This window comes from Micromonospora fiedleri (assembly GCF_016774385.1).
Lineage (GTDB): Bacteria > Actinomycetota > Actinomycetes > Mycobacteriales > Micromonosporaceae > Micromonospora > Micromonospora gifhornensis.
Map to the genome: position 1 here is coordinate 472,971 of NZ_JAETXL010000003.1, position 24,028 is coordinate 496,998.

The window sequence follows — 24,028 nt, forward strand, 5'->3', positions numbered from 1 at the left end:
CGTTCACTGGCTCGGCTCCTTCCTCGTCGATCCGCTGGCGATGGTCTGCATGACGCGCTCGGCGTCCACAGTGTCGTCGTTGACGAGCTGCGCCACCATCTCCCGGTCGCGCATCACCGCGACCTTGTGGCTCAGCCGCAGCACCTCCTCCAGCTCGGCGGAGATGAACAGCACGGCCATGCCGCCGTCGGACAACTGCACGACGAGCTTCTGGATCTCGGCCTTGGCGCCGATGTCGATGCCGCGGGTCGGCTCGTCCAGGATGAGCAGGCGAGGCTCGGTGATCAGCCAGCGGGCCAGCAGCACCTTCTGCTGGTTGCCGCCGGACAGGTTACGCACCGGCACATCGGGGTTGGCGGGTCGGATGCTCAGCGCCTTGATGTACTGCTCGACCAGTTCGTCCTGGCGTCGGCGTGGGATCGGGCGGAGCCAGCCCCGGGCCGCCTGCATCGCCAGGATCATGTTCTCCCGGACGGACAGATCGGGGATGATCCCCTCCGCGCGGCGGTTCTCCGAACAGAACCCGATGCCGTACTCAATGGCCTGGACCGGGTTGCGCAGGCTCGTCGGTTTGCCGTTCACCGCGACCTCGCCCCGGTCGGCGCGGTCCGCGCCGAAGAACAACCGCGCCGCCTCGGTACGCCCCGAGCCGAGCAGGCCGGCCAGGCCGACCACCTCGCCGGCGTGGACGGTCAGGCTGAACGGGGCGACCGCGCCCTTGCGACCCAACTCGGAGACCGCCACGAACGGGGTGCCGCCCTCCAGGGCCGCGAGTTCCCGCCGGGGCTGCTCCTCCAGCCGTTCCAGGACGTCGAGTTCCTTGCCGATCATCTTCTCGACCAGGGCGAGCTGCGGCAGCTCCGCGATCGGGTACTCACCGACCAGGGTGCCGTTGCGCAGCACGGTGATCCGGTCGGCGATGCCGTACACCTGGTCGAGGAAGTGGGTCACGAAGATGATCGCGATGCCCTCGTCGCGCAACTGGCGCATGACGCGGAACAGCTGCGCCACCTCACCGGCGTCCAGGCTGGAGGTCGGCTCGTCGAGGATCAGCACCCGCGCCTGCACGTCGATCGCGCGGGCGATGGCGACCATCTGCTGCACCGCCAGGGAGTAGCTGGCCACCGGCGCGGTGACGTCGATGTCGAGGTCGAGGCGGGTCAGCAGTTTGCGGGCGCGGCGGCGTACCTCACCCCAGCGGACGGCACCGAAGAGGCGGGGCTCCCGGCCGATGAAGATGTTCTCCGCCACGGAGAGGTTGGGGCAGAGGTTGACCTCCTGGTAGACCGTGCTCACGCCGGCGGCGGACGCCTGCATCGGGCCGGAGAAGGCCACCTGCTCATCGCCCAGCGTGATGGTGCCCTCGTCGATGCCGTAGACCCCGGTCAACACCTTGATCAGGGTCGACTTGCCGGCGCCGTTCTCGCCCATGAGGGCGTGCACCTCGCCGGGAAAGAGCCGGAAGTCGACGTTGTGGAGTGCGCGCACTCCAGGAAAGGTCTTACTGATCCCGGTCATCGTCAGGACCGGACGGTTATCCGTCATCCCATCAGGCCTTCTTCTGGGTTCGATTCTGTTCGGGGGCTACGGCCGTCCCGTGACGTCCGCCCGACCGACCCTGAGGGTCGATCGGGCGGACGTGGGCACCGGAGGTGTCGGGCCGCCCGGTCCGTCGGGGAAGTGGGCGACGCGGCGGGGCCGCCACGCTCAGTGTGGCGACCCCGGGCATCGATCAGTACTTACGGTTGGGCAGAGCCTCCTTGGCCTGCTCCTGGGTGAAGGTGGTCTCCTCGGTCTCGATCCGCGGCGGCACCTCTTCACCGGCGTGCACCTTCTTGGCCAGCTCCATCAGCTGTGGGCCGAGCAGCGGGCTGCACTCCGCGATGAAGTTGAACTTGCCGTCGGCCAGGGCCTGCATGCCGTCCTTCACCGCGTCGATGGTGATGATGACGATGTCCTTGCCGGGCTCCTTGCCCGCCGCGGTGATGGCTTCGAGCGCACCCAGACCCATGTCGTCGTTGTGCGCGAAGAGCACGTCGATCTTCGGGTGGGCCTTGAGGAACTGCTCCATGACCTGCTTGCCACCGGCACGGGTGAAGTCACCCGACTGGGAGGCGATGACCTTCAGCTTGGGGTCGGCGGCGATCGCCTCACCGAAGCCCTTCTTGCGGTCGTTGGCCGGGGCCGAGCCGGTGGTGCCCTGCAGCTCGACGATGTTCACGTCGCCGGTCGCGCTCTTCATCTGCTCGACCAGCCACTCGCCCGACAGCCGGCCTTCCTTGACGAAGTCCGAGCCGAGGAACGTCTTGTACAGCGACTTGTCGGCCGAGTCCACGGCGCGGTCGGTCAGGATGACCGGGATGCCGGCGTCCTTGGCCTCCTTGAGCACGGTGTCCCAGCCCGACTCCACGACCGGCGAGAAGGCGATCACGTCGACCTTCTGCTGGATGTAGTTGCGGATGGCCTTGATCTGGTTCTCCTGCTTCTGCTGGGCGTCGTCGAACTTCAGCTCGATGCCCGCCTCGGCAGCCGCCTCCTTGATGGAGTTGGTGTTGGCCGTCCGCCAGCCGCTCTCCGCACCGACCTGGGAGAAGCCCATGACGATCTTGCCGTCGCCGCTTCCTCCTTCGTCGGTTCCGGTGTCACTGTTGCCGCAGGCTGCCATGCCGCCGGCCAGAAGCACGGCGGCGAGCGCCGCGACGGCGCGCCGAGGCGCGAGGGACATTCGCATGTTTCTCATCGGATCTCCTCGGGTGGGGGTGCGGGTTCCACGCCGTCGGCCGAGGCCGGCGGCATGGCGTACTGGTGGTGTGGATCCTGTGCACGGTGGTACGAGTTCGGTCGCGGCCCGGTCGGGTCGCGGCCGGGGTCAGGTGGTCGTCGCCGGCGCGGGACGTTGGCCGTAGACGTTCTGGTAGCGGTCGTAGAGGGCGTCGATGTCCGCCTGCGCCATCGGCACCGGCTGCCCGAGCGCCCGTGCCAGGTGCGCGGTCCGGGCGACGTCCTCGCACATCACCGCGGCCTTGACCGCGGCCCGGGCGGTACGCCCGATGGTGAAGACGCCGTGGTTGCGCATCAGCACGGCCGGCGAGCGGTGCCCGGTCAGCGTGCTGACGATCCCCTTGCCGATGTCGTCCCCGCCGATCAGCGCGAACGGACCCACCGGGATCTCCCCGCCGAACTCGTCGGCCTGGGCGGTCAGCCAGCAGGGGATCGACTCGCCGCGAGCCGCCCAGGCGGTCGCGTACGTGCTGTGGGTGTGCACCACGCCACCGACCTCGGGCATGGCCCGGTAGACGTAGGCGTGCGCGGCGGTGTCACTCGACGGCGACAGGTCACCCTCGACCGGTACGCCGTCGAGGTCGCAGAGCACCATGTTGTCGGCGGACAGGTCGTCGTAGTCGACACCGCTCGGCTTGATGATCATCAGGTCCCGGCCGGGTACCCGCGCGGAGACGTTCCCGGCCGTCCAGGCCACCAGCCCGTAGCGGGTCAGTTCGCCGTGCAGCCGAGCGACGGTCTCGCGCAACTCACGCTCGATCATGCCACCTCCTCCGACGCGGTCTCGTTGGTCGACGCGGCCGATCCCGCAGCCGCATTACGGATCGCCCGCAGGCGCAGCATCACGTCGTTGGCGCCGCGACCGAAGTGGTCGTGCAGCGTCCGGTACTCGGCGTAGAGCGCGTCGTAGGCGCGTACCCGGTCCGGATCGGGGCGGTAGACCGCCTCGCTGATCCGACCCATCGCCTGCGACGCCTCGTGGATCGACGGGTACTCACCGGCGGCCACCGCGGCGTGGATGGCCGAGCCGAGCGCCGGGCCCTGCGCCGAGCCGATGATGCTCAGCGGCCGGTTGGTGACGTCGGCGTAGATCTGCATCAGCAGCTTGTTCGAGGTGAGTCCGCCGGCGATCACCAGGTCGTTGACGGGCACTCCCGCCTCGACGAACGCCTCGATGATCATGCGGGTGCCGTACGCCGTCGCCTCCAGCAGCGCCCGGTAGACGTCCTCCGGGCGGGTGGCCAGGGTCAGGCCGACGATCATTCCACTGAGGTCGTGGTTGACCAGCAACGACCGGTTGCCGTTCCACCAGTCCAGCGCGACCAGGCCGTGGGCGCCGACCGGCTGGGCGGTGGCGAGCTCGGTGAGCCGCTCGTGCGAGGCGACCTCCGCCGGGGCGGCGTGCTTGACGAACCAGCCGAAGATGTCGCCGACCCCGCTCTGACCGGCCTCGTAGCCCCAGGCCCCGGCGCTGATGCCGCCCTCCACGACGCCGCACATCCCGGCCACCTCGGCCGGCTGGGCGCCGTTGACCACGTGACAGGTGGAGGTGCCCATGATCGCGACCAGTCGGCCCGGTGCGAGGGCCTGCGCGGAGGCGGCGGTGACGTGCGCGTCGACGTTGCCGACGGCCACCGCGATGCCCTGCGGCAGGCCGGTCCAGCCGGCGGCCTCCGCGGTCAGCTCGCCGGCCTTGTCGGCCAGCGGCATCAGCGGACCGTCGAGCTTGGTCACGAAGTCGCCGAAGTCGGGGTTGAGGGCGGTCAGGTAGTCCGTCGACGGGTACTTGCCGTCCTGCATGATGCCCTTGTAACCGGCCGTGCAGACGTTGCGGGTCTCGACGCCGCACAACTGCCAGACGATCCAGTCGGCGGCCTCGATGAACCGATCGGCCCGCCGGTAGACCTCCGGGTCCTCCTCCAGCAGTTGCAGCCCCTTGGCGAACTGCCACTCGGCGGAGATCCTGCCGCCGTAGCGGCCGATCCACGGCTCGCCGCGTTCGTGGGCCAGGGCGTTGATCCGGTCGGCGTGCGGCTGGGCCGCGTGGTGCTTCCAGAGCTTCACCCAGGCGTGCGGGCGCTGCCGCAGCTCCGGCACCTCGCACAGTGGAGTGCCGTCGGCGAGCGTCGGCAGGATCGTGCAGGCGGTGAAGTCGATGCCGATGCCGACGACGTCGCGCGGGTCCACTCCGGCCGCGGCGACGGCCGCCGGCACGGCGTGACGCAGCACGTCGCGGTAGTCCTGCGGGTCCTGCAACGCCCAGTCCGGTGGCAGAGACGGGCCGCCGTCGGGCAGTGCGGACTCGATGACGGCGTTGCGGTACTCGTGCACCGCCGTACCCAGTTCGGCACCGTCGCGTACGCGGACCACCAGGGCCCGCCCGGACAGGGTCCCGTAGTCGACTCCGACGACATACCGGTCGCCGACTTCGCCCACACCGCTCATGCTCACCTCCGGCCGATGACGGCCCTCAGTGTTAACGCTCACATCCGGCGTCGTCAAGACACCGGCCGGCAACAGCTCCGTAACGGAGTACGACGACCCGTCCGACCACCCGCAACGAACGGCGCGACACCGCGTACCCGACCCGCCCTGCGCCAGATGCCGGGATGGGCGACCGGTCGTCGATGTCGGGCTCGGTCGGTGCGGGCGTCGCCCGGTCGTCGGCTGCCCGCGACCGCTCCGGCGGCTCCGCCCGCGACGGCCGCGCCAACACCGGGACCGCCGGCCACCGGGACGACAACAACCCCGGAAGCGAGCTTGCCGAGCGATCGACCGACGCCATCCACAAAGGCTTCCGGGCCACCGGCGAAAGCGGGCTCGACTCGGTACATGAGCGTTAACATCCGTCGATTCGGTCAGGGCGACTCGACTCGCGTCCTCGACATCCGCGCCGGAGCAACGCCGTACCGGAGACGATCACCTACTGAATCGTTTCCACATGCGAAATCAGCAGCGGAAGTACGGGGTAACTACTCCTGATCAGGTCGAGAAGTCCGCTTGGCATCCATCGACGACGATTTACAGAACTAGATGTCAGCGATAACATCCCTGACATCGGAGCGCCCGTGTCCGGAAGAACCGCCACCGTCACACCGCCCACGTCGTAGCGCCACCACCGTGACGGCCGACGCGATCCTCGGGCGGCCCGTGGGCGACGGCGTCCCCGCCACGGTCGGCGGCACTTCGTCCATCTGACCGCGAGCAGACGACGCTGCCCGCGCCCGCTCGACGAACCACCTGGGCTGCCCGACAACTCACCGGTCGGTCATCGATGACTACCACTCACCGTCCCTGTTCCGAGGAGGATCGAATGCGTGCACGACCACGATGGTTGGCCGTCCTGAGCGTCCTGGTGCTGACGCTCACCACGGTCGTCGTCGACGGACTCCACTCACCGAAACCCGCACAGGCGCTGAACAACGGCGTGGCTCGCACCCCACCAATGGGGTGGAACACCTGGAACACCTTCGGCTGCAACATCAACGAGACGCTGATCCGGCAGATGGCCGACGCGATCGTCAACACCGGCATGCGTGACCTCGGCTACAAGTACGTCGTCGTCGACGACTGCTGGTTCGACCCGAACCGCGACGCGCAGGGCAACCTTCAGGCCCACGCCGGTCGCTTCCCCAGCGGCATGAAGGCCCTCGGCGACTACCTGCACTCCCGGGGTCTGCTCTTCGGCCTCTACCAGGTGCCCCGGGAGAAGACCTGCGCCCAGTACTTCGGCGCCTGGCCCGGTTCCACCGGCAGCCTCGGACACGAATACCAGGACGCCCGGCAGTTCGCCGCCTGGGGCGTGGACTTCCTCAAGTACGACTGGTGCTCACCGTGGGGCACCATCAACGACCAGATCGCCGGGTTCTCGCTGATGCGCGACGCCCTCGCGGCCACCGGTCGGCCCATCGTCTACAGCATCAACCCGAACAGCATCCACGAGAAGACCGGCCCTCAGCGCAACTGGGGCGACATCGCCAACATGTGGCGGACCACCGAGGACATCACCAACGCGTGGAACACCGGCCAGACCAACGGCTACCCGATGGGCATCCAGAACATCGTCAACGTCAACGTGCCCATCGCCTCGTACGCCTCACCGGGCTCGTTCAACGACCCGGACATGCTCGTGGTCGGCAACGGCGGCATGACCGACACCGAGATGCGCAGCCACTTCGCCCTCTGGGCGATCATGGCGGCACCGCTGATCGCCGGCAACGACATCCGTAACGCCAACGCCGCGACGCTGGACATCCTGCGCAACCAGAACCTCGTCGCCATCAACCAGGACTCCCTGGCGCTGCAGGCCGTGCAGGTCTCCAACGACGGCATCCGCCGGGTGCTGGCCAAGCGGCTGGCCAACGGTGACGTCGCGGTCGCCCTGTTCAACCAGGGCAACTCCACCACCACCGTCTCCACCACGGCGGCGGCGATCGGCAAGTCCGGCAACTCGTTCACCCTGCGCGACGCCTGGACCAACACCACCTCGACGAGCACCGGAACGATCTCGGCAAGCGTGCCGGCGCACGGCACCGTGGTCTACCGGGTCAGCGGTGGCGGCACCACCACTCCCCCGCCCCCGCCGACCACCTTCCGGCTGCGCAGCGAATCGTCCGGCCGCTGCCTTGACGTCAACAACAGCGGCACCGCCAACGGCACCGCGACGCTGATCTGGGACTGCCACACCGCCAGCAACCAGAGCTTCACCCAGAACGGTCAGGCCCTGCAGGTGCTCGGCAAGTGCCTGGACATCTCCCCGACCGCCACCCCCGGCACCCCCGTACAGATCTGGGACTGCAACGGCGGCACCAACCAACAGTGGACGTTCAACAGCAACGGCACCATCAGCAACGTCCGCTCCCCCAACCTCTGCCTGGACGTCAACAACAACGGCACCGCCAACGGCACCCCCGTGATCGTCTGGACCTGCCACACCGCCCCCAACCAACGCTGGACCCGCACCTAACCCCACCCCGTCCCCCTCTCCCCCGCCCCCTCGCCCCGCCCCCTCGCCCCGTCGATCTTGCACTTCTGGTCGCCGATATGCCTGGATTGAGAGCTTTCGTCGAGGCAGAAAGTGCAAGATCGACGGGCGCAGGGGTGGGGCGCTGGGGTGGGGTGCTGAGGGTCAGGGGGTGGTCAGGGGGTTGGTGAGGAGGGGGGTGAAGGCCAGTTCGGCGGCGCCGGTGAGGGTGGCGTCGTCGGCGAGGGCGGCGATGCGCAGTTTGACGTGTTCGCGGGCGACGGGCAGGACGTTGCGGGCGATGCGGGCACGGACCTGGTCGGCTGCGCCCGGGTACAAGTCGCACAGCATTCCGCCGAACACCACCATGCCGGGGTTGAACAGATTGATCAGGTTCGCCACCCCGATGCCGAGCCAGTCGCCGACGTGCCGCAGCGCCTCGCGGGCGGCGGGATCTCCGCGGTCGGCGTCGTCGGTCACCGCGCGGATCGCGTCGCGGCCGAACAGTTCGGCGGGCCGACCGGCGGCGTCGAGCAGGGCCCGCTCGCCGACCTCGGCCTCCAGGCAGCCGTACGAGCCGCACCCGCAGGCCCGCCCGTCGTACGGATTGACGACCATGTGCCCGACTTCGCAGCCGTAGCCGCCGTCGCCGCCCAGCAACCGACCGCCGACGATGATCCCGCCGCCGACCCCGACGTCCCCGTGCAGGTAGATGAGGTTCTCCAGGCCGACACCCGCGCCACGCAGGTGTTCGGCCTGCGCGCCCAGGTGTGCCTCGTTGCCCACCAGCACCGGCAGACCGAGCCCGAGCCGACGACCCAGTTCGGCGCCGAACGCCTGGTCGACCCAGCCCAGGTCCGGGCCGAAGCGCACCATCCCGTCGCCGGGGCGGATCATCCCGCAGTACGACGCGCCCACGCCCACACAGGTGGCCGACGCTGGCGCGGCACGATGCAACTGGCGACCGAAGCGGGCCAGCACCTCCACCACCTGCGGCAGATCAGGCCCGGCGCGGGGGCGTACCGCCTCGCGACGGTCCAGGATGACGCCGCCCAACCCGACCCGGGCGGCGACCAGCCGGTCCACCGCCACGTCGAAGGCGAGGACGTAGATCCGGTCGGAGGCGGGGCGCACCAGCAGGGACGGTCGGCCGGCACGACCGGTGTCCGACGGGGACTCCTCCTCGACCAGGCCCACCCGGGCCAGCTCGGTGGTCAGCGCGCGGATGGTGCTGCGGTTGAGCCCCATCCGCGCGGCCAACTCGGCACGGCAGAGCGGACCGCCCAGATGCACATGGCGCAGCAGCGTGCTGGCGTTGCGCCGACGGATCTCCTCCTGGACCAACCCGATCCTCCGGCATCAGCGTCGATGCGGACACCCCGACGCGAGGCAGTGTGGTCAACAGCCGCCGTGACGTCAAGGCGAGGGCCGGGACCCCTCCACGTCGCACCGTCAACGGGTCGCCCCGGCGCGGCGCTTGTTGTAGACGTCGAACGCGACGGCGACGAGCAGCACCAGCCCCTTCACCACCGACTGCATCGACTGGTCGACGCCCATCAACTGCATGCCGTTGCTCATCACCGCCATGATCAGGCCACCGACCATGGCGCCGACCACGGTGCCCACGCCACCGGTGACGGCCGCGCCGCCGATGAACGCCGCGGCGATCGCGTCCAGCTCGAACATGTTGCCCGCGGCCGGCTGCGCACCGTTGGAGCGGGAGGAGAAGATGACGCCGGCCACCGCGGACAGGAAACCCATGTTGACGAAGATCCAGAAGTTGACCGTACGGACCTTCACACCCGACAGCATCGCCGCCGGCAGGTTGCCGCCGATCGCGTAGACCTGCCGACCGAACACGGTACGCCGGGTGAGCAGCCCGTAGACCAGCACCAGCACGGCCAGGATGATCAGCACGATGGGCAGGCCCCGGGCGTTTGCCAACTGCCAGGCGAACCACATGACCACGGCGCCGACCAGCACCATCCGCGCGACGAACAACGCGAACGACTCCACCGGCTGCTGGTAGCGGATCCGCGCCACCCGGGTCCGGAAGCAGCTCACCACGTACCCGGCCACGGCGATGCCGCCGATGAGCAGAGTGAAGGCGTCGTAGCCGTCCCCGCCGATCAGCCCGTTGAGGAAGCCGGCCGCGATCTGGTTGTACTCGGTCGGGAACGGCGACAGGGAGATGTTGTCGAGCACCCGCAGTGTCAGACCACGGAACAGCAGCATGCCGGCGAGCGTCACGATGAAGGCGGGGATGCCGACGTACGCGACCCAGAAGCCGTGCCACGCGCCGACGGCGAGCCCGACGGCCACCGCCGCGAGCACCCCGACCCACCAGGGTTGCCCCTGCCGGATGACGACCACGGCGGAGACCGCGCCGGTCAACGCCACCACCGAGCCGACCGACAGGTCGATGTGCCCGCCGATGATCACGATGACCATGCCGATGGCGAGCACCAGGATGTACGAGTACTGAAGGACGATGTTCGTGATGTTGCCGGGGCTCAGCGAGAGACCGTCGGTGAGGACCGCGAAGAACGCGACGATGACGACGAGCGCCACGAAGATGCCGCTCTGCCGCAGGTTGTTCATGATCAGCGTACGCGGGTCGCTGCTACCGACGTGCAGTGCGTCGGCGGGCGTACTCTCGCCCGACCCGCCCTTGTGCACCGAGGAGGGCTTGGTGCTGGTCATCTGACGGATTCCTTGTCCTTCGCCATGAGTTCCATGAGCTTCTCCTGGGTCGCCTCAGCCACCGGCAGCACGCCGGTGATCCGGCCCGCCGACAGGGTGTAGATGCGGTCGCACATGCCCAGCAGTTCCGGCAGTTCGGACGAGATCATGATGACCGCCTTACCGTCGGCCACCAGTCGGTTGATGATCGTGTAGATCTCGTACTTCGCCCCGACGTCGATGCCCCGGGTCGGCTCGTCCAGGATCAACACGTCCGGGTCGGTGAACAGCCACTTCGACAGGACGACCTTCTGCTGGTTGCCGCCGGAGAGCTTGCCCACCACGGACAGCACGCTCGGCGCCTTGATGTTCATGTCGCGCCGGCTGGCCTCGGCGACCCGGGTCTCCTCGTTGTCGTGCACCCATCCGGCGCGGGCCAGCCTGCGCAGCCCGGCCGAGGACACGTTGTGCCGGATGTCGTCGATGAGGTTGAGGCCGAAGCGCTTGCGGTCCTCGGTCGCGTACGCGATGCCGTTGCCGATCGCCTCGGACACCGACCGTGCCCTGATCTCCCTGCCGTGCATGTACAGCCGACCGGAGATGTCCCGCCCGTACGAGCGTCCGAAGACGCTCATCGCCAGCTCGGTACGGCCCGCCCCCATCAACCCGGCGATGCCGACCACCTCACCGGCCCGTACGTCGAGGCTCGCGCCGTCGACGACCAGCCGGTCCTGGGTGGGATGCCGGACGGTCCAGTCCTCGATGCGCAGCACCTCCGCGCCCGGGGAGGAGACCCGGTCGGGGTAGAAGCTGTCCAGGTCGCGGCCGACCATGCCGCGGATGATCCGCTCCTGGGTCACCTCGCCCGAGCCCATCTCCAGCCGCTCCACCGTCCGGCCGTCGCGCAGCACGGTGGTCGAGTCGGCGATGGCGGTGATCTCGTTGAGCTTGTGCGAGATCATGATGCAGGTGATGCCCTGGTCGCGTAGCCGACGCATCAGGTCCAGCAGGTGCGCGGAGTCGACGTCGTTGAGCGCGGCCGTCGGCTCGTCCAGGATCAGCAGCTTGACCTCTTTGGACAGCGCCTTGGCGATCTCGACCAACTGCTGTTTGCCGACGCCGAGTTGCACCACGGGGGTGACCGGGTTCTCGTGCAGGCCGACCGAGGCGAGCAGCTTCGCCGCCTCGGCGTTGGTGCGGTTCCAGTCGATCAGGCCGCTGCGGCCCCGGCGTTCGTTGCCGAGGAAGATGTTCTCGGCGATGGAGAGGTACGGCACCAGGGCGAGTTCCTGGTGGATGATGACGATGCCGTGGGCCTCGCTGTCGCGGATGCCGCGGAAGTCCACCGGTTTGCCGTCGAGCAGGATCTCGCCGGAGTAGCTGCCCGACGGGTAGACGCCCGACAGCACCTTCATCAGGGTGGACTTGCCGGCGCCGTTCTCCCCGCAGATGGCGTGGATCTCGCCACGTCGTACGGCGAGGGTGACGTCCTGTAGCGCCGCCACCCCCGGGAAGGTCTTGGTGATGCGACGCATCTCGAGGATGTGGTCGTCCATGATCACCGTCCTGCGGTCTCGATCGTGGTGCGGGGCTGAGTGGTGCGGTCGAAGATGGTCCGGGCTCGGCGGCAGGCACCCGCCGCCGAGCCCGGGGAGCGTGCCGTCAGCCCTTGGCCTGGCCGGCGGCGACCTCCTCGGCGGTGAAGTATCCGGAGTCGATCAGCACCGACTTGATGTCGTCCTTGAACACGGTCTGCACCGGCAGCAGGTACGACGGGACGACCTTGACCCCGTTGTTGTAGGTCTCGGTGTCGTTGGCCTGCGGGGTCTTGTCCTGGAGGAACGACTCACCGGCGACCACCGCCTGCTCGGCCAGCAGCCGGGTGTCCTTGAAGATCGTGGAACTCTGCACCCCGTCGTTGATCAGCTTGACCGAGGCGATCTCGGCGTCCTGCCCGGTCACCACCGACATGTCGTCGCGGTAGCCGGCGTTCTGCAGCGCGGTGATGATGCCGCGCGACAGGCCGTCGTACGGCGAGAGCACGCCGTGGACCTTGCTGCCGTCGTTGTAGCTCGACGTCAGCAGGTCCTCCATCCGCTTCTGCGCGCCCTCCTGCTGCCAGCGCAGGATCGCCACCTGGTCGATCTTGGTCTGCCCGGACTTCACCTTGAGCGTGCCGGCGTCCAGGAACGGCTTGAGAGTGTCCATGGCACCGTTGAAGAAGAAGTGGGCGTTGTTGTCGTCGAGCGACCCGGCGAACAGTTCGATGTTGAACGGCCCCTTGGCGTCACCGTCCGAGCCGTCCTTGTTCTTCAGGCCGAGACCGACCAGCAACGCGGTGGCCTGCGCCACCCCGACCTTGTAGTTGTCGAAGCTGACGTAGAAGTCGACGTTCGGGCTGTCCCGGATGAGTCGGTCGTAGGCGATGACGGGGATCTTGGCGTCGGCCGCCGCCTGCAACTGCCCGCTGAGCGCGGTGCCGTCGATCGCCGCGATGATCAGTACGTCGGCACCACGGGTGATCATCTGGTCGATCTGCTGCGACTGGGTGGGGATGTCGTCGCCGGCGTACTGCAGGTCCACCTTGTAGCCCTTGGCCTCCAGCTTCTCCTTGACGGAGGTGCCGTCGGCGATCCATCGTTCGGAGGTCTGGGTGGGCATCGAGACACCGATGGTCAGATCACCGGGCTTGTCGCTGTCGTTACCGCCGCCACCGCCGGCGCCGTCACCACTGCAGGCCGCCATGCTCAGCGCCAGGACGACGCTACCGAGAGCGGCCAGGATTCTTCTGCTCACTGGCTTCCCCAATCTGAACTCGCGCCGTCAGCCGGCTGCGCGGGTCGCACTTGGAGGCCAAGTGTTAGCGCTCACATGTACCAGGTCAACACCTGCCCGGAAATCCAGCGGTCACGGTCTCGTAACGTTCTCGCGACTCCTCCGATCGGCCAGGTAGCCGCAGGTCAGAGCGGGTGACGCCGACGAACACAGCGGCATCTCATCGATGTCCGAGGATGCCTTTGTCGCGTCGAATGCGACTCGCTGGCGACTGTCCCGCACCACCCGGAGACCACTCCCGCGCCGTCGCACACCGGGGGCGACGGCGATGACCACAAAGGGTGACATCGGCGACCACAAGGGACGGCCGGCGGCGGCGCATCATCGCCAACCGAGCAGGCGACCCCAAGGCCTCCGTCACGACGGCGGTGCTGTCGGCGCGAGTTCCGGTGGCCCGCCTGTCCTTGACAGCGCACCGACTCTCGGAAGATGCTCTGCTAAATCAGTTTAGCGACTGCATCCCTCGGCACCCCTGAGCAGTTGTCAGCACGCGCGGGTCAGTCGCACCCCACCAGGGAGGATCGATGAGACTGCGCAGGGCGCTGATCGCCGTCGCCGCGGCGCTGGCGATCGGCATGTCCGGTACGGCCTACGCCGCTGCCGGCGACCGGGGCGGTGCCGGCGGCATCGCCGGCATCACCCCCATCACCACCGTCTACACCTACGGTCAGAAGGTCTCGGCCGTGGCCGTCGAGTACCCGGCCACGGTCAACCCGCGCACCCTGGACACCTCGACCTTCGCGGTGTCCGACACGACGTACAACTTCCGCTTCAACCCGATCGAAGACCTGCCCAAGCTGGCGGAGCGGACGGTCACCCACACCTACACCAACGACGCGCCGACCATCCGCGCCGACCGGCGGTCGGTGCCGGGGCGGTACGTCATCGTGGAGTTGGACCCGGACGAGAACCTCGGCTGGACCGTCGTGCTCTCCAAGTGCCCGACCTTCCTGTGCCACGTCAAGGTCAACGAGGATCTGCCCACCCGGGTGGTCCAGCGCAAGGACGTCCACGCCCAGCCGGGCAACGGCAAGGGCAAGGGTCCGGTGCTGGTCAAGGCGGCGCCGACCACCGCGCACCGGGTCACCGAGAAGGCCGTCAACCTGCTCGTCGACGACTTCCGGTACGGCTCGTACCTCAGCGGCGGCATGGTGCTGCCGTACCACTACCACCTGCCGAAGAACTACCAGCCCGGCAGGACGTACCCGCTGATGGTGGTCCTGCCCGGCCACGGCATGGGCTGGGACGGCGACAACCTGGGCGTGCAGATCGCCGCCGACATCCCGGCGACGGCCTGGTTGCAGTCGAGCTGGACCGGCAGCACCGAGGACGTCATCGTGCTGGCCCCGCAGAACCAGCGGGTCGGTCTGCCCGCCGAGGGGGACCTGCTGATCCGGCTGGTCGAGCAGTTCGTCAAGGACCACCCGGTCGACACCGGCCGGGTCTACGCCACCACCGTGTCGTACGGCTCGCGTCTGCTGTGGGAGGCGTTCGCCAAGCGGCCCGACCTGTTCACCGCCGGTCTGGTCACCGGTGGCTTCCAGATCAGCGCCGCCCAGGCGACCGCGATCGCCGCCGGTGAGGTGCCGCTCTGGATCACCCACGGGGTCAACGACCATCTGCTCAACATCTCGCTGGCGCGCAACACGCACGCCGCGTTGCGGACGGCGTACGAGGCGCGGGGCACCTCGCCCGAGCGGACCGCCGAGTTGCTGCGCTACACCGAGTACGGCAACGAGGCGTTCTCCCTGCCGGACTACCACGCCGCCTACGGCCCGACGTACGAGGACAGCAGCATCCTGCGGTGGCTGCTGGCCCAGCGGTGACGCACCGGTGACCATCGCGACGCGCCGGCCGCGGCACCCCCGTGGTGCGCGGCCGGCGCGCCGTTTCGATGGTCCGTGCCCGCCCGGCGGTGCGGGCACGGACGTTCCGTCAGCCGCCGATCGCGACGGCGAAGATGTGCATGGTCGGCACGTTGGCGGCCGGTCGCGCGCTGATGTTGGGCAGCTCGACCCGGCTCACCGGCTTGTTCTGCAACCCCACCCCGACGTAGTAGACGCAGGCGGAGACGTTGTGCCGCTGGTTGCCGGGCCGGTTCTGGTACGCCATCACGATGGCGGCGGTGGCACCGGCGTGCGGTCCGCCGTACCAGTCGGGGGTGCTCAACGTGAAGCTCTGCCGGGTGCCGTCGGCGTAGACCACCGTGGCGGTGCCCGACACCGCACCGTAGGTGCCGGTCGCGAGGAACCCGAGCGTACGACCCGTGCCGGTCACGCTTATCGACTGCCCTGAGGCGATGGCGTTGTCCGCGCCGCCGGGGGCCACGTTCGGCCAGCGGAAGTTCACGCCGTTGCGGCTCACCGTGCTGCCCAGGGTGACGCCGGCCTGGGCCAGGGCCTGCGCGGAGAGGCTGGCGCCGTTGCCGTCGAAGTTGGCCGCGCCGGTGTTGGTGTCGTTGGTGGTACTGGCGTTGCTGAAGCTCTGCTCCAGCGTCGGTGCGGCCGCCGCCGAGCCGGTGGCCCGGTAGGTGCGTCCACCCTGCACGGTGACCTCGATCAGGTCGGTCTCGACGCGGGTGGTGCGGGCCGGCGTGCCGTCGGTGGTGTCGACGACGGTGAAGGTGCCGGTGAACATCCGACCGCGCAGCCGTACGGTGCCGGGCCGGTCCGGCCGGACGAGGATCTCGGTGGCCTGGCCGTTGCTCCAGGTGATGCCGACGGTGTGCCCACCGCGCCCGCGCAGGCCGCTGACCGAGCCGCTGGGCCAGGCGGCCGGCAGGGCGGGCAGCAGGTGTAGTTCACCGGCGTGGCTGTGCAGCAGCATCTCGGCGATGCCGGCGGTGGCGCCGAGGTTCCCGTCGATCTGGAACGGCGGGTGCAGGTCGAACATGTTGGGGGCGAGCCGGGCGGTGGTGGCCAGGTAGCGGATGAGGTCGTGGGCGCGGTTGCCTTCCTCGAGGCGGGCCCAGAAGTTGATTTTCCAGGCCAGCGACCAGCCGGTGCCGTCGTCGCCGCGGATCTCCAGGGTCCGGCGGGCGGCCTCGAACAGCTGCGGGGTGCCGCGCCTGGTGATCTGGTTGCTGGGGGCGAGGCCGTAGAGGTGCGAGACGTGCCGGTGGTTGCGTTCGGTCTCCACCCAGTCGTACAGCCACTCCATGATGTTGCCGCGCGAGCCGATCCGGGTCGGGGCGAGCCGGTCGCGGGTGGCGCGGACCTGGGCCCGGAAGGTGGCGTCGGTGTTGAGGATCTCGCTGGCCCGGGCGCAGCCGTCGAAGAGGTCCCGCAGGATCTGGTTGTCCATGGTCGGTCCGGCGCAGACACTGGCGTCGGCGTGGTGGCCGATCTCGGGTGAGTTCGACGGGTTGGTGACCAGGTAGCCGAGGCTGGGCTCGGTGACCAGGGTGTCGAGGAAGAACTGGGCGGCGCCCTTCATGGCGGGGTAGTTGGCGCGCAGGAAGTCCAGGTCGCCGGTGAACAGGTAGTGGTCCCAGATCATGGTGGCCAGCCACGCGCCGCCGGTCTGCCACATCCCCCAGAACGCGCCGTCGACCACCGACGAACCGCGCCAGGCGTCGGTGTTGTGGTGGGTGACCCAACCCCCGGCCCCGTACTGCACCTGGGCGGTACGCGCGCCGCTGACGGTCAGGTCCTGGATCATCGAGAACACCGGTTGGTAGCACTCGGACAGGTTCGTGGTGTCCGCCGGCCAGTAGTTCATCGGCAGGTTCGCGTTGATCGTGTACTTCGAGTCCCAGGCCGGGGTCAGCGAGTCGTTCCAGATGCCCTGGAGGTTCGCCGGTTGGGTGCCCGGACGGGATGAGGAGATCAGCAGGTACCGGCCGTACTGGAAGAGCAGGGTTGAGAACTGCGGGTCGTTCACCGAGTTGTGCTGGGCGATCCGTACGTCCGTCGGCTGGTCCGCGGCCGACGTACGCCCCAGTTCGAGACTGACCCGACCGAACAGCGCCTGGTAGTCGGCCACGTGCCGGGCGCGCAGCTGGTCGTAGCTGCTGGCCCGGGCCGCGGTGAGGTGCCGCCGCGCGATGCCCTGGTAGTCGCCGCCGACGTTGCGGAAGTTGACATAGCTGGAGCCGATCGAGACGAGCAGGGTCACGCTGGTGGCGCCGGTGACCCGCAGCGTCCCACCGGAGCTGCTCACGGTGCCACCGCTGACGGTGGCGTGCGCCAGCGCGAGGAACCGGACCGCTCCGGTCACGCCCTCCTGGTTGCCGGAGACGCCGTCGAGAGCGATCGTGGCCCCGTCCGGACTGGACACGCTGGTCCGCTGCGGGCTGTCGAACGTCGCGGTGAAGGTGATCGAGGCGGACCGGTCGGCGGTCAACCGCATCGCGATGACCTGGTCCGGCGCGCTGGCGAAGACCTCCCGTTGGAAGCGGACCCCGTTCATCACGTAGCTGACGGAGGTGGTCGCGGTGGTGAGGTCCAGCTGCCGGTTGTACTGCGAGGTGCCGCTGGCATTGGCGAAGGCCAGCCGGAGATTGCCGACGGTCTGGTAGGCCAGTTGCCCGACCGGGTTGCCGAGCATGGTCTGGTTGATCAGGTTCTGGGCCTGGGTCCACTGGTTGGCGAAGACCAGCCGCCGGATCTCCGCGAGCGAGCCCTGACCTCTGGGGTTGCTGGAGTCGTGCGGCCCACCGGCCCAGACGGTGTCCTCGTTGAGCTGGAGCCGTTCCGTGTCGCTGTTGCCGAACACCATGGCGCCCAGTCGGCCGTTGCCGATCGGCAGCGCCCGCAACCAGTCGGTGCCGGCGGACCGGTCGTACCAGAGCGCGAGGTCGCCGGCCGCCAGCACCTGTGGGGGTGCCACCGAGTCGGCGCGGGCGACTGCGGTCCACGGCAGCGGCAGCAGGGCGCCCCCGGCACCGGCCGCGCCGATCTTGAGCGCCTGCCGTCGGGTCAGGTCTGACATCGATCCTCCAAGGCGGTGACCGATCCCGGCCACCCGAAGCGCGGAAACACTGATTGAGGAATCAGCCCGTTGAAGCCAGCCGCGGCCGCGATGCGTCAGGTCGCCGGTAGCCTGCGAAACAGGCAGACATATGATGTGTTTCGGAGATGTTACTACCGGCTCAGGCAATAGGCAATGGTCGATGCTTGCCGCCGGAGCTGTCAGACCAGCCGGCGAAACCGCTGCTAGCGGTGATTGGCCAGGAAAGCTCGTCCACCTCGGACAAGCATCCCCGACACGCCGACAGAAGGCAGTCACCGGCCGCTTACATCAGATGTTGATGGATACGCTTTCGATGTGGTGGCGGCTATGCGGTCCGGCCGCGACGACCGGGTGGCATCCGGTCCACCTCGGCCAGCCGGACGAGTGCGGCGGTGCGCAGCACGGCGGGCTCGTCGAGGGCGAGCCGGCGCGCATGCTCGACGAGCAGATCCGGTATCCGGTAGCGGGCCCCGCACTCGACGACCAGCCGGCGTTCCACCAGGTCGGCCAGGGTGCGTCGGGCGTGCACCAGGGTCAGGTTGCCCAGCGCCGCCGCCGCGCGCACGTCGAAATCCGGGCCCGGGTGCAGACCCAGGCAGCGGAACAACCGCCGCCGGCTGGCGGGCAGGGCGCGGTAGGCCAGGTCGAAGGCGGCGGTCGCGGCCCGCTGCTCCGCAGCCCCATCGAGCGGCTGACGGCGTACGCGGTCAAGCGCGACGAACGCTGCGGTGGTGGTGCCGCTCGGCAGCCGCCCCGCGTACCTCACCCGGCCTGACAGCCGCATGACATCCCCTCCTACCAGCCGAACCCGGCAGTGACCTCCGACTTCGACGGTGGCCGCCACCGGCGACCACGGTGTCCTGCTCATGTCGAGAGATAAAATGTTATCGATAACACTGCAGGAGTCAATGGCACGGCGGTTCAGCGGGCGAGCCAGCCGCCATCGACCGGGATGATCGCCCCGTGCAGATAGGCCGCGGCGTCGGAGGCCAGGAAGACGGTGATCCCCGCGAGGTCCTCGGGCCGTCCCCAGCGTCCGGCCGGGATCCGCTCCAGGATCGCCTGGTTGCGTTCCGGCTGCTCGCGCAACGCCTGGGTGTTGTCCGTGCTGATGTAGCCGGGTGCGATGGCGTTGACGTTGACATCGTGCCGCGCCCACTCGTTGGCCAGCGCACGGGTCAGCCCGGCGATCCCCGATTTCGCCGCGGCGTAGCCGGGCACGGTGACGCCCCCTTGGAAGCTCAACATCGACGCGGTGAAGACGATCTTCCCGCTGCCCCGGGCCACCATGTCCCGACCGACCTCGCGGGCGAGCAGGAACGGCGCGGACAGGTCGACCTCCAGCACGTGGTCCCAGTCGGTGTCGGAGTGCTCGGCTGCCGGCGCGCGGCGGATGGTGCCGGCGTTGTTGACCAGGATGTCCACCGGCCGGTCCCGCTGCCCGAGCCACCGCGCGAGCCCCCGGACGGCCTCGCGGTCGGACAGGTCCGCCCGGTACGGCACGAACGACCGCCCGTGCGCGCCCACCCGGGCCGCCACCTCGCTGCCGGTCACCTCCAGTGCGGCGCTCACCCCGATCACGTCGGCGCCGGCCGCCGCGAGGGCTTCGGCCATCGCCAGGCCGATGCCACGGCGGCAGCCGGTCACCACGGCCAGCCGGCCACTGAGGTCGAACATCGTCACGCGTCTCCTCCACAGTCCACGAGCACCTTGACGTCGCCACCGGCGGCCAGCGCCTCGAACGCCTGCGCCACCTCGGTCAACGGCACGATGCGGGAGATCAGTCGGTCGGCCGGCACGTGACCACCGTGCACCAGCCGGACCGCCTCGACGTAGTCCGCGCGCTCGTAGACACGTACGCCGATCACCTCCAGCTCGCGCCAGAAGATCCGGTGCAGGTCCACCTCGCGCGGGGCGGGGTGGATCGCCACCACGACCAACCGCCCGCGTACGGCGAGCAGGTCCGTCGCCGTACGGACACCGGCGGCCGATCCGGACACCTCGTACACCACCTCGGCACCGGCGCCCCCGGTTACCTCGCGGACGTAGGCGGCGACGTCGACCGTCGCGGGATCCACCGCGGACAGTCCGAGGTCGGCGGCGAGTTGACGCCGCCGCGGGTCGAGTTCGAGCACTGTCACCTGGGCACCGGTCGTCCGCGCGACCGTACCGATGAGCAGCCCGACCGGACCGGCGCCGATGACCACCGCGTGTTCACCGGCGACCAGGCGGGACCGCCGCACGTCGTGCACGGCCACCGCGGTCGGCTCCACCAGCGCGGCGTGCGCCAGGGACAGCCCGTCGGGCAGCGGCACCAGGATCCGCGCCGGCACCGTCCAGGACTGCTGCATCGCACCGGGCGAGTCGATGCCGACGAAGTTGAGCCGGTGACAGATGTGGGTGTGCCCGGCGCGGCAGGCGGGACAGTCGCCGCACCAGTCCAGCGGCATCACCGTCACCGGGTCCCCCACCCGGTGGCCCTCGACACCCGCGCCGACCTCCGCGATACGGCCCGACATCTCATGGCCGATCACCGCCGGTCGCTGCACCCGCTGGTCCATCGCGCCGTGCGCGATGTGCAGGTCGGTGCCGCAGATCCCGGTGTAGGCGACCTCGATGCGGACCTGCCCGGGGCCGGGCGGCACCCGGTCGGCCTCCTTGACGACGAAGGTCTGGTCGCCGACGTAGTACGCGCTGCGGTTCACGCCGCCTCCTCGATCAGGTGCTCGTCGACGGACGTGACCGGGCGCCGGTCCCACTGCCCGGGTGGCACGGCGGACCGTGTCGGCGACAAACGTCCGATGTCTCTATAGTGGTGGAAGCTGGTGCCGGTGACCGCCGGTGGATCCGAGCCGAGGGTGTGAGGCGGGCCGGTCCGAAGGGGGCGTGGATGGCACTTACCGACGACGCGATCGCGAAGATCCGGAGCATGATCCAGAGCGGTGAGTTGCCGCCGGGGGCCCGGCTGCCACCGGAACCGCAACTGGCCGCCCAGATGGGGCTCTCCCGCAGCGGCGTCCGGGAGGCGGTGAAGGTGCTGGAGTCGGCCCGGGTGCTCGACGTACGGCGCGGTGACGGCACCTATGTCACAAGTCTCGCTCCTCGGCTTCTGCTGGAGGGGCTGGGCCTGGCGGTCGAGCTGCTGCGCGACGACACCCTGCTGGAGGTCATGGAGGTGCGCCGGATGCTGGAGCCGGTGGCCACCGGCCTGGCGGCGCTGCGGATGACCGACGCCCAACTCGACGAACTGGCCCAGATCCTGGAGGACATGCGGGCCGCGGCCGACGACGCCGAGAAGCTGATCCAGTTCGACACCGCCTTCCACCACACCGTCATCGCGACCACCGGCAACGAGACTCTCACCTCGCTGCTGGACGGGCTCTCCAGCCGTACGCTGCGGGCCCGGGTGTGGCGTGGCCTGATCGAGGGCAACGCGGCACACAAGACGATCGACGAACACCACGCCATCTATTTCGCCCTGCGTTCGCGGGACCAGCTGCTCGCCCAGGCCAGTGCGCTGATCCACGTGAACACCTCCGAGGCGTGGTTGCGTACGGTGCTCGCGGCCAACGCGGCGAAGGCCCAGCGACGCGCTCATCCGGGTGCTCCGGCGGGGCGGATCGACGGTACGGACAGTCCGTAGGTGCGTACCGCGGTGCCGGCGAAGATCTCGTTGCGCTGCCGGTCGGTCAGCGTCGGCAGGGCCGCCTCCAGGGCCCGCCGAATGCCCGGATAGTCCGACCTGAGCAGGCACACCGGCCAGTCCGAACCAAACATCAGACGATCGGCGCCGAACTGTTTCACCGCCTCCTCGACGAACGGCCGCAGGTCGTCCGCCGTCCAGTGCGGCGCCGCCTCGGTCACCAGGCCGGACAGCTTGGCGGTCACGTTCGGGTGGGCCGCCAGGTCGGCGAAGGGCTCACGCCATTGGCGCAGTCCCGCCGCACCCTCGTCGATGCGGGGCTTGCCGAGGTGGTCCAGGACGAACCGGAGTTCGGGCAGCGCCTGGGCCGCCCGGGCCGCGGCGGGCAGCTGATCGGCCCGGATCACCAGGTCGAACACCAGGTCGGCGGCGGCGATCTCGGCCAGTCCCCGGCGTACCTCGGGCCGGTCGAGGTAGTCGGGGTCGGTCTCCCCCTGCACCTGCGAGCGGAGCCCGACCAGCAACTCACCACCGCGCAGCCGCCGGTAGCGGGCAATGGTCTCGCCGACGTCACCGGCGGCCACGTCGAGCCAGGCCACCACCCCCAGGATCGGCGCGGTGTCGGCGGCGTAGCCGAGGAACTCGGTCGCCTCGTCGGGATGGCAGCGACCACCCTCGACGAGCACCGTGCCGTGTACACCGGTCGCGGTCAGCTCGGCGGTCAGGTCCTCCGGTGTGAACGGCCGGCGGATGACCGCCAGCTCCGGCTCGTCGAGCCAGGTGTAGCCGCGTTCCGGCCGCCACAGGTGGTGGTGCGCGTCGATGATCATGCCGGTGCTCCCGCCATGGTTGGGGCGGCCCACTCCGGGCCGTCGGGATAGCGGTAGTCGGCCAGCGCGGCGGGCACGAGTTGGGCGCTCATGCCCGGCGCGGTGGGGGCCAGGTAGCGGCCGTCGCTGATGCGTACCGGATCGACGAAGTGTTCGTGCAGGTGGTCGACGTACTCGATGGCCCGGTCGTCGGTGCTGCCGCTGAGCGCGACGAAGTCGAACATGGCCAGGTGCTGCACCAGTTCGCAGAGGCCCACGCCACCGGCGTGCGGGCAGACCGGCACCCCGAACTTGGCGGCGAGCAGCAGGATCGCCAGGTTCTCGTTGACGCCGGCGACCCGGCACGCGTCGATCTGCACCACGTCGACCGCGTCGGCCTGCAGCAACTGCTTGAACATCACCGCGTTGTGCACGTGCTCGCCGGTGGCCACCTTCACCGGTGCCAGGGCGGCGCGTACGGCGGCGTGGCCCAGCACGTCGTCGGGCGAGGTCGGCTCCTCGATCCAGTACGGGTCGAACACGGCCAGCTCACGCATCCACTCGATCGCCTCGGGTACGCCCCAGACCTGGTTGGCGTCCACCGCGATGCGCACGTGCGGCCCGACCGCCTGCCGGGCGATGCCCATCCGGCGGATGTCGTCGGCCAGGTTGCCGCCGACCTTGAGCTTGATCAGGCGGTATCCCGCGTCGACGGCCTCCCGGCACAGCCGGGCCAGCTTCTCGTCGTCGTAACCGAGCCAGCCCGGTGTGGTGGTGTACGCCGGGTAGCCCTCGGCCCGCAGGATCCGCTCCCGCTCGGCGCGGCCGTCGGCGGCGGCCCGCAGCAGCTCCACTGCCTCCTGCTCGGTGAGGGCGTCGCGCAGGTAGCGGAAGTCCACCTGGGCCACGAGCTGTTCCGGGGTGAGGTCGGCCAGCAGCTTCCACAGCGGCTGACCGGCCCGCCGGGCGGCCAGGTCCCACACCGCGTTGACCAGGCCGCCGGCGGCCATGTGCACCACGCCCTTCTCCGGGCCCAGCCAGCGGATCTGGCTGTCGCCGACGAGTCGCCGGGCCAGCGCGCCGGGGTCGGCGACGAGCTCGTCGACCGACTGACCGATCACCATGGCGGCCAGCGACTGCACCGCGGCCACCTGGATCTCGGTGCCGCGTCCCACCGTGAAGACCAGGCCGTGCCCCTCGGCCCCGGCGGTGGTACGCAGCAGCACGTACGCGGCGGAGTAGTCCGGGAACGGGTTCATCGCATCCGACCCGTCCCGGTGCCGGGAGGTGGGGAATCGTACGTCGATGGTCTCCACGGACGAGATGAGTTCAGTCACCGAGGCTCCTGTGAGATCGGACATC

Annotated in this window: 18 protein-coding genes; 4 read left to right on the forward strand and 14 right to left on the reverse strand. The window is 69.5% G+C overall.

The window, feature by feature from the left end; all coding sequences use genetic code 11:
• Positions 1-3: 3 nt before the first annotated feature.
• The 4 genes from JMF97_RS09940 to araB form a co-directional block, all read right to left on the reverse strand.
• Entirely contained in the window at positions 4-1,545 is a 1,542-nt protein-coding gene (locus JMF97_RS09940; RefSeq protein WP_203221277.1) for a sugar ABC transporter ATP-binding protein, read from the reverse strand.
• A gap of 187 nt (positions 1,546-1,732) precedes the next feature.
• Positions 1,733-2,740: an ABC transporter substrate-binding protein gene (locus tag JMF97_RS09945; RefSeq protein ID WP_238359052.1), complete on the reverse strand. Its 1,008-nt coding sequence runs from the start codon at positions 2,738-2,740 to the stop codon at positions 1,733-1,735.
• A 129-nt stretch (positions 2,741-2,869) separates the two neighbouring features.
• On the reverse strand, positions 2,870-3,544 hold the full coding sequence (locus JMF97_RS09950; protein WP_013733666.1) for an L-ribulose-5-phosphate 4-epimerase: 675 nt from the start codon (positions 3,542-3,544) through the stop codon (positions 2,870-2,872).
• Positions 3,541-5,226: a ribulokinase gene (gene araB, locus JMF97_RS09955; protein ID WP_203221278.1), complete on the reverse strand. Its 1,686-nt coding sequence runs from the start codon at positions 5,224-5,226 to the stop codon at positions 3,541-3,543. The genes JMF97_RS09950 and araB overlap by 4 nt, the downstream gene beginning before the upstream one ends.
• 164 nt (positions 5,227-5,390) lie before the next feature.
• On the opposite strand from araB, the gene JMF97_RS09960 reads away from it, so the two are divergent.
• Both JMF97_RS09960 and JMF97_RS09965 read left to right on the forward strand, forming a co-directional pair.
• The gene (locus JMF97_RS09960) at positions 5,391-5,624 is read left to right on the forward strand and encodes a hypothetical protein (protein WP_203221279.1); all 234 of its coding nucleotides are present in this window, start codon (positions 5,391-5,393) and stop codon (positions 5,622-5,624) included.
• Between the two features lie 470 nt (positions 5,625-6,094).
• Positions 6,095-7,747 carry a glycoside hydrolase family 27 protein gene (locus tag JMF97_RS09965; protein WP_126712087.1) on the forward strand — a complete coding sequence of 551 codons (1,653 nt, stop codon included), beginning with the start codon at positions 6,095-6,097 and terminating at the stop codon, positions 7,745-7,747.
• 162 nt (positions 7,748-7,909) lie between these two features.
• Here the strand turns inward: JMF97_RS09965 and JMF97_RS09970 are convergent, their stop codons facing one another.
• The 4 genes from JMF97_RS09970 to chvE all read right to left on the reverse strand — a co-directional run bounded on the left by JMF97_RS09970 (position 7,910) and on the right by chvE (position 13,222).
• Positions 7,910-9,088 (reverse strand): ROK family transcriptional regulator, encoded by a 1,179-nt coding sequence (locus JMF97_RS09970; RefSeq protein WP_203221280.1) that lies wholly within the window; start codon positions 9,086-9,088, stop codon positions 7,910-7,912.
• A gap of 108 nt (positions 9,089-9,196) precedes the next feature.
• A complete protein-coding gene (mmsB, locus tag JMF97_RS09975) occupies positions 9,197-10,447 on the reverse strand; it encodes a multiple monosaccharide ABC transporter permease (RefSeq protein ID WP_203221281.1) in 1,251 nt (416 codons plus the stop codon).
• Positions 10,444-11,982, reverse strand: coding sequence for a multiple monosaccharide ABC transporter ATP-binding protein (mmsA, locus tag JMF97_RS09980; RefSeq protein ID WP_203221282.1), 1,539 nt, complete (start codon positions 11,980-11,982; stop codon positions 10,444-10,446). Before mmsA ends, mmsB begins: the two co-directional genes overlap by 4 nt.
• Positions 11,983-12,088: 106 nt before the next feature.
• Positions 12,089-13,222 carry a multiple monosaccharide ABC transporter substrate-binding protein gene (chvE, locus tag JMF97_RS09985; protein WP_307816850.1) on the reverse strand — a complete coding sequence of 378 codons (1,134 nt, stop codon included), beginning with the start codon at positions 13,220-13,222 and terminating at the stop codon, positions 12,089-12,091.
• A gap of 563 nt (positions 13,223-13,785) precedes the next feature.
• Between chvE and JMF97_RS09990 the strand changes: the two genes are divergently transcribed.
• Complete coding sequence (locus JMF97_RS09990; RefSeq protein ID WP_203221283.1) at positions 13,786-15,087, forward strand: hypothetical protein; 1,302 nt, start codon at positions 13,786-13,788, stop codon at positions 15,085-15,087.
• A 109-nt stretch (positions 15,088-15,196) separates the two neighbouring features.
• On the opposite strand, the gene JMF97_RS09995 is transcribed toward JMF97_RS09990, so the two are convergent.
• From JMF97_RS09995 to JMF97_RS31970, 4 genes are all read right to left on the reverse strand, one after another.
• A complete protein-coding gene (locus JMF97_RS09995) occupies positions 15,197-18,193 on the reverse strand; it encodes a glycoside hydrolase family 95 protein (RefSeq protein WP_203221284.1) in 2,997 nt (998 codons plus the stop codon).
• Positions 18,194-18,539: 346 nt separating this feature from the next.
• Positions 18,540-18,998 carry a hypothetical protein gene (locus JMF97_RS10000; RefSeq protein WP_203221285.1) on the reverse strand — a complete coding sequence of 153 codons (459 nt, stop codon included), beginning with the start codon at positions 18,996-18,998 and terminating at the stop codon, positions 18,540-18,542.
• Between the two features lie 137 nt (positions 18,999-19,135).
• Positions 19,136-19,891 (reverse strand): SDR family oxidoreductase, encoded by a 756-nt coding sequence (locus tag JMF97_RS10005; protein WP_203221475.1) that lies wholly within the window; start codon positions 19,889-19,891, stop codon positions 19,136-19,138.
• 2 nt (positions 19,892-19,893) lie between these two features.
• The gene (locus JMF97_RS31970; protein ID WP_203221286.1) at positions 19,894-20,919 is read right to left on the reverse strand and encodes a zinc-dependent alcohol dehydrogenase; all 1,026 of its coding nucleotides are present in this window, start codon (positions 20,917-20,919) and stop codon (positions 19,894-19,896) included.
• 185 nt (positions 20,920-21,104) lie between these two features.
• Between JMF97_RS31970 and JMF97_RS10015 the strand changes: the two genes are divergently transcribed.
• The gene (locus tag JMF97_RS10015) at positions 21,105-21,857 is read left to right on the forward strand and encodes a FadR/GntR family transcriptional regulator (RefSeq protein ID WP_203221287.1); all 753 of its coding nucleotides are present in this window, start codon (positions 21,105-21,107) and stop codon (positions 21,855-21,857) included.
• Here the strand turns inward: JMF97_RS10015 and JMF97_RS10020 are convergent.
• Both JMF97_RS10020 and JMF97_RS10025 read right to left on the reverse strand, forming a co-directional pair.
• Positions 21,809-22,687, reverse strand: a complete 879-nt coding sequence (locus tag JMF97_RS10020) for an amidohydrolase family protein (protein ID WP_203221288.1) — start codon at positions 22,685-22,687, stop codon at positions 21,809-21,811. The two genes, JMF97_RS10015 and JMF97_RS10020, sit on opposite strands and share 49 nt — an antisense overlap.
• A complete protein-coding gene (locus JMF97_RS10025; RefSeq protein WP_307816851.1) occupies positions 22,684-24,003 on the reverse strand; it encodes an enolase C-terminal domain-like protein in 1,320 nt (439 codons plus the stop codon). Before JMF97_RS10025 ends, JMF97_RS10020 begins: the two co-directional genes overlap by 4 nt.
• Positions 24,004-24,028: the final 25 nt, after the last annotated feature.

Bases quoted from the DNA above. Each gene is read 5' to 3' on its own strand.
- JMF97_RS09950 (WP_013733666.1), bottom strand. From the start codon at position 3,544: ATGATCGAGCGTGAGTTGCGCGAGACCGTCGCTCGGCTGCACGGCGAA.
- mmsA (WP_203221282.1), bottom strand. From the start codon at position 11,982: ATGGACGACCACATCCTCGAGATGCGTCGCATCACCAAGACCTTCCCG.
- JMF97_RS09960 (WP_203221279.1), top strand. From the start codon at position 5,391: ATGGGCGACCGGTCGTCGATGTCGGGCTCGGTCGGTGCGGGCGTCGCC.
- JMF97_RS10015 (WP_203221287.1), top strand. From the start codon at position 21,105: ATGGCACTTACCGACGACGCGATCGCGAAGATCCGGAGCATGATCCAG.
- JMF97_RS09940 (WP_203221277.1), bottom strand. From the start codon at position 1,545: ATGACGGATAACCGTCCGGTCCTGACGATGACCGGGATCAGTAAGACC.
- araB (WP_203221278.1), bottom strand. From the start codon at position 5,226: ATGAGCGGTGTGGGCGAAGTCGGCGACCGGTATGTCGTCGGAGTCGAC.
- JMF97_RS10000 (WP_203221285.1), bottom strand. From the start codon at position 18,998: ATGCGGCTGTCAGGCCGGGTGAGGTACGCGGGGCGGCTGCCGAGCGGC.
- JMF97_RS10005 (WP_203221475.1), bottom strand. From the start codon at position 19,891: ATGTTCGACCTCAGTGGCCGGCTGGCCGTGGTGACCGGCTGCCGCCGT.
- JMF97_RS09945 (WP_238359052.1), bottom strand. From the start codon at position 2,740: ATGAGAAACATGCGAATGTCCCTCGCGCCTCGGCGCGCCGTCGCGGCG.
- mmsB (WP_203221281.1), bottom strand. From the start codon at position 10,447: ATGACCAGCACCAAGCCCTCCTCGGTGCACAAGGGCGGGTCGGGCGAG.
- JMF97_RS09990 (WP_203221283.1), top strand. From the start codon at position 13,786: ATGAGACTGCGCAGGGCGCTGATCGCCGTCGCCGCGGCGCTGGCGATC.
- JMF97_RS09965 (WP_126712087.1), top strand. From the start codon at position 6,095: ATGCGTGCACGACCACGATGGTTGGCCGTCCTGAGCGTCCTGGTGCTG.
- JMF97_RS09995 (WP_203221284.1), bottom strand. From the start codon at position 18,193: ATGTCAGACCTGACCCGACGGCAGGCGCTCAAGATCGGCGCGGCCGGT.
- JMF97_RS10020 (WP_203221288.1), bottom strand. From the start codon at position 22,687: ATGATCATCGACGCGCACCACCACCTGTGGCGGCCGGAACGCGGCTAC.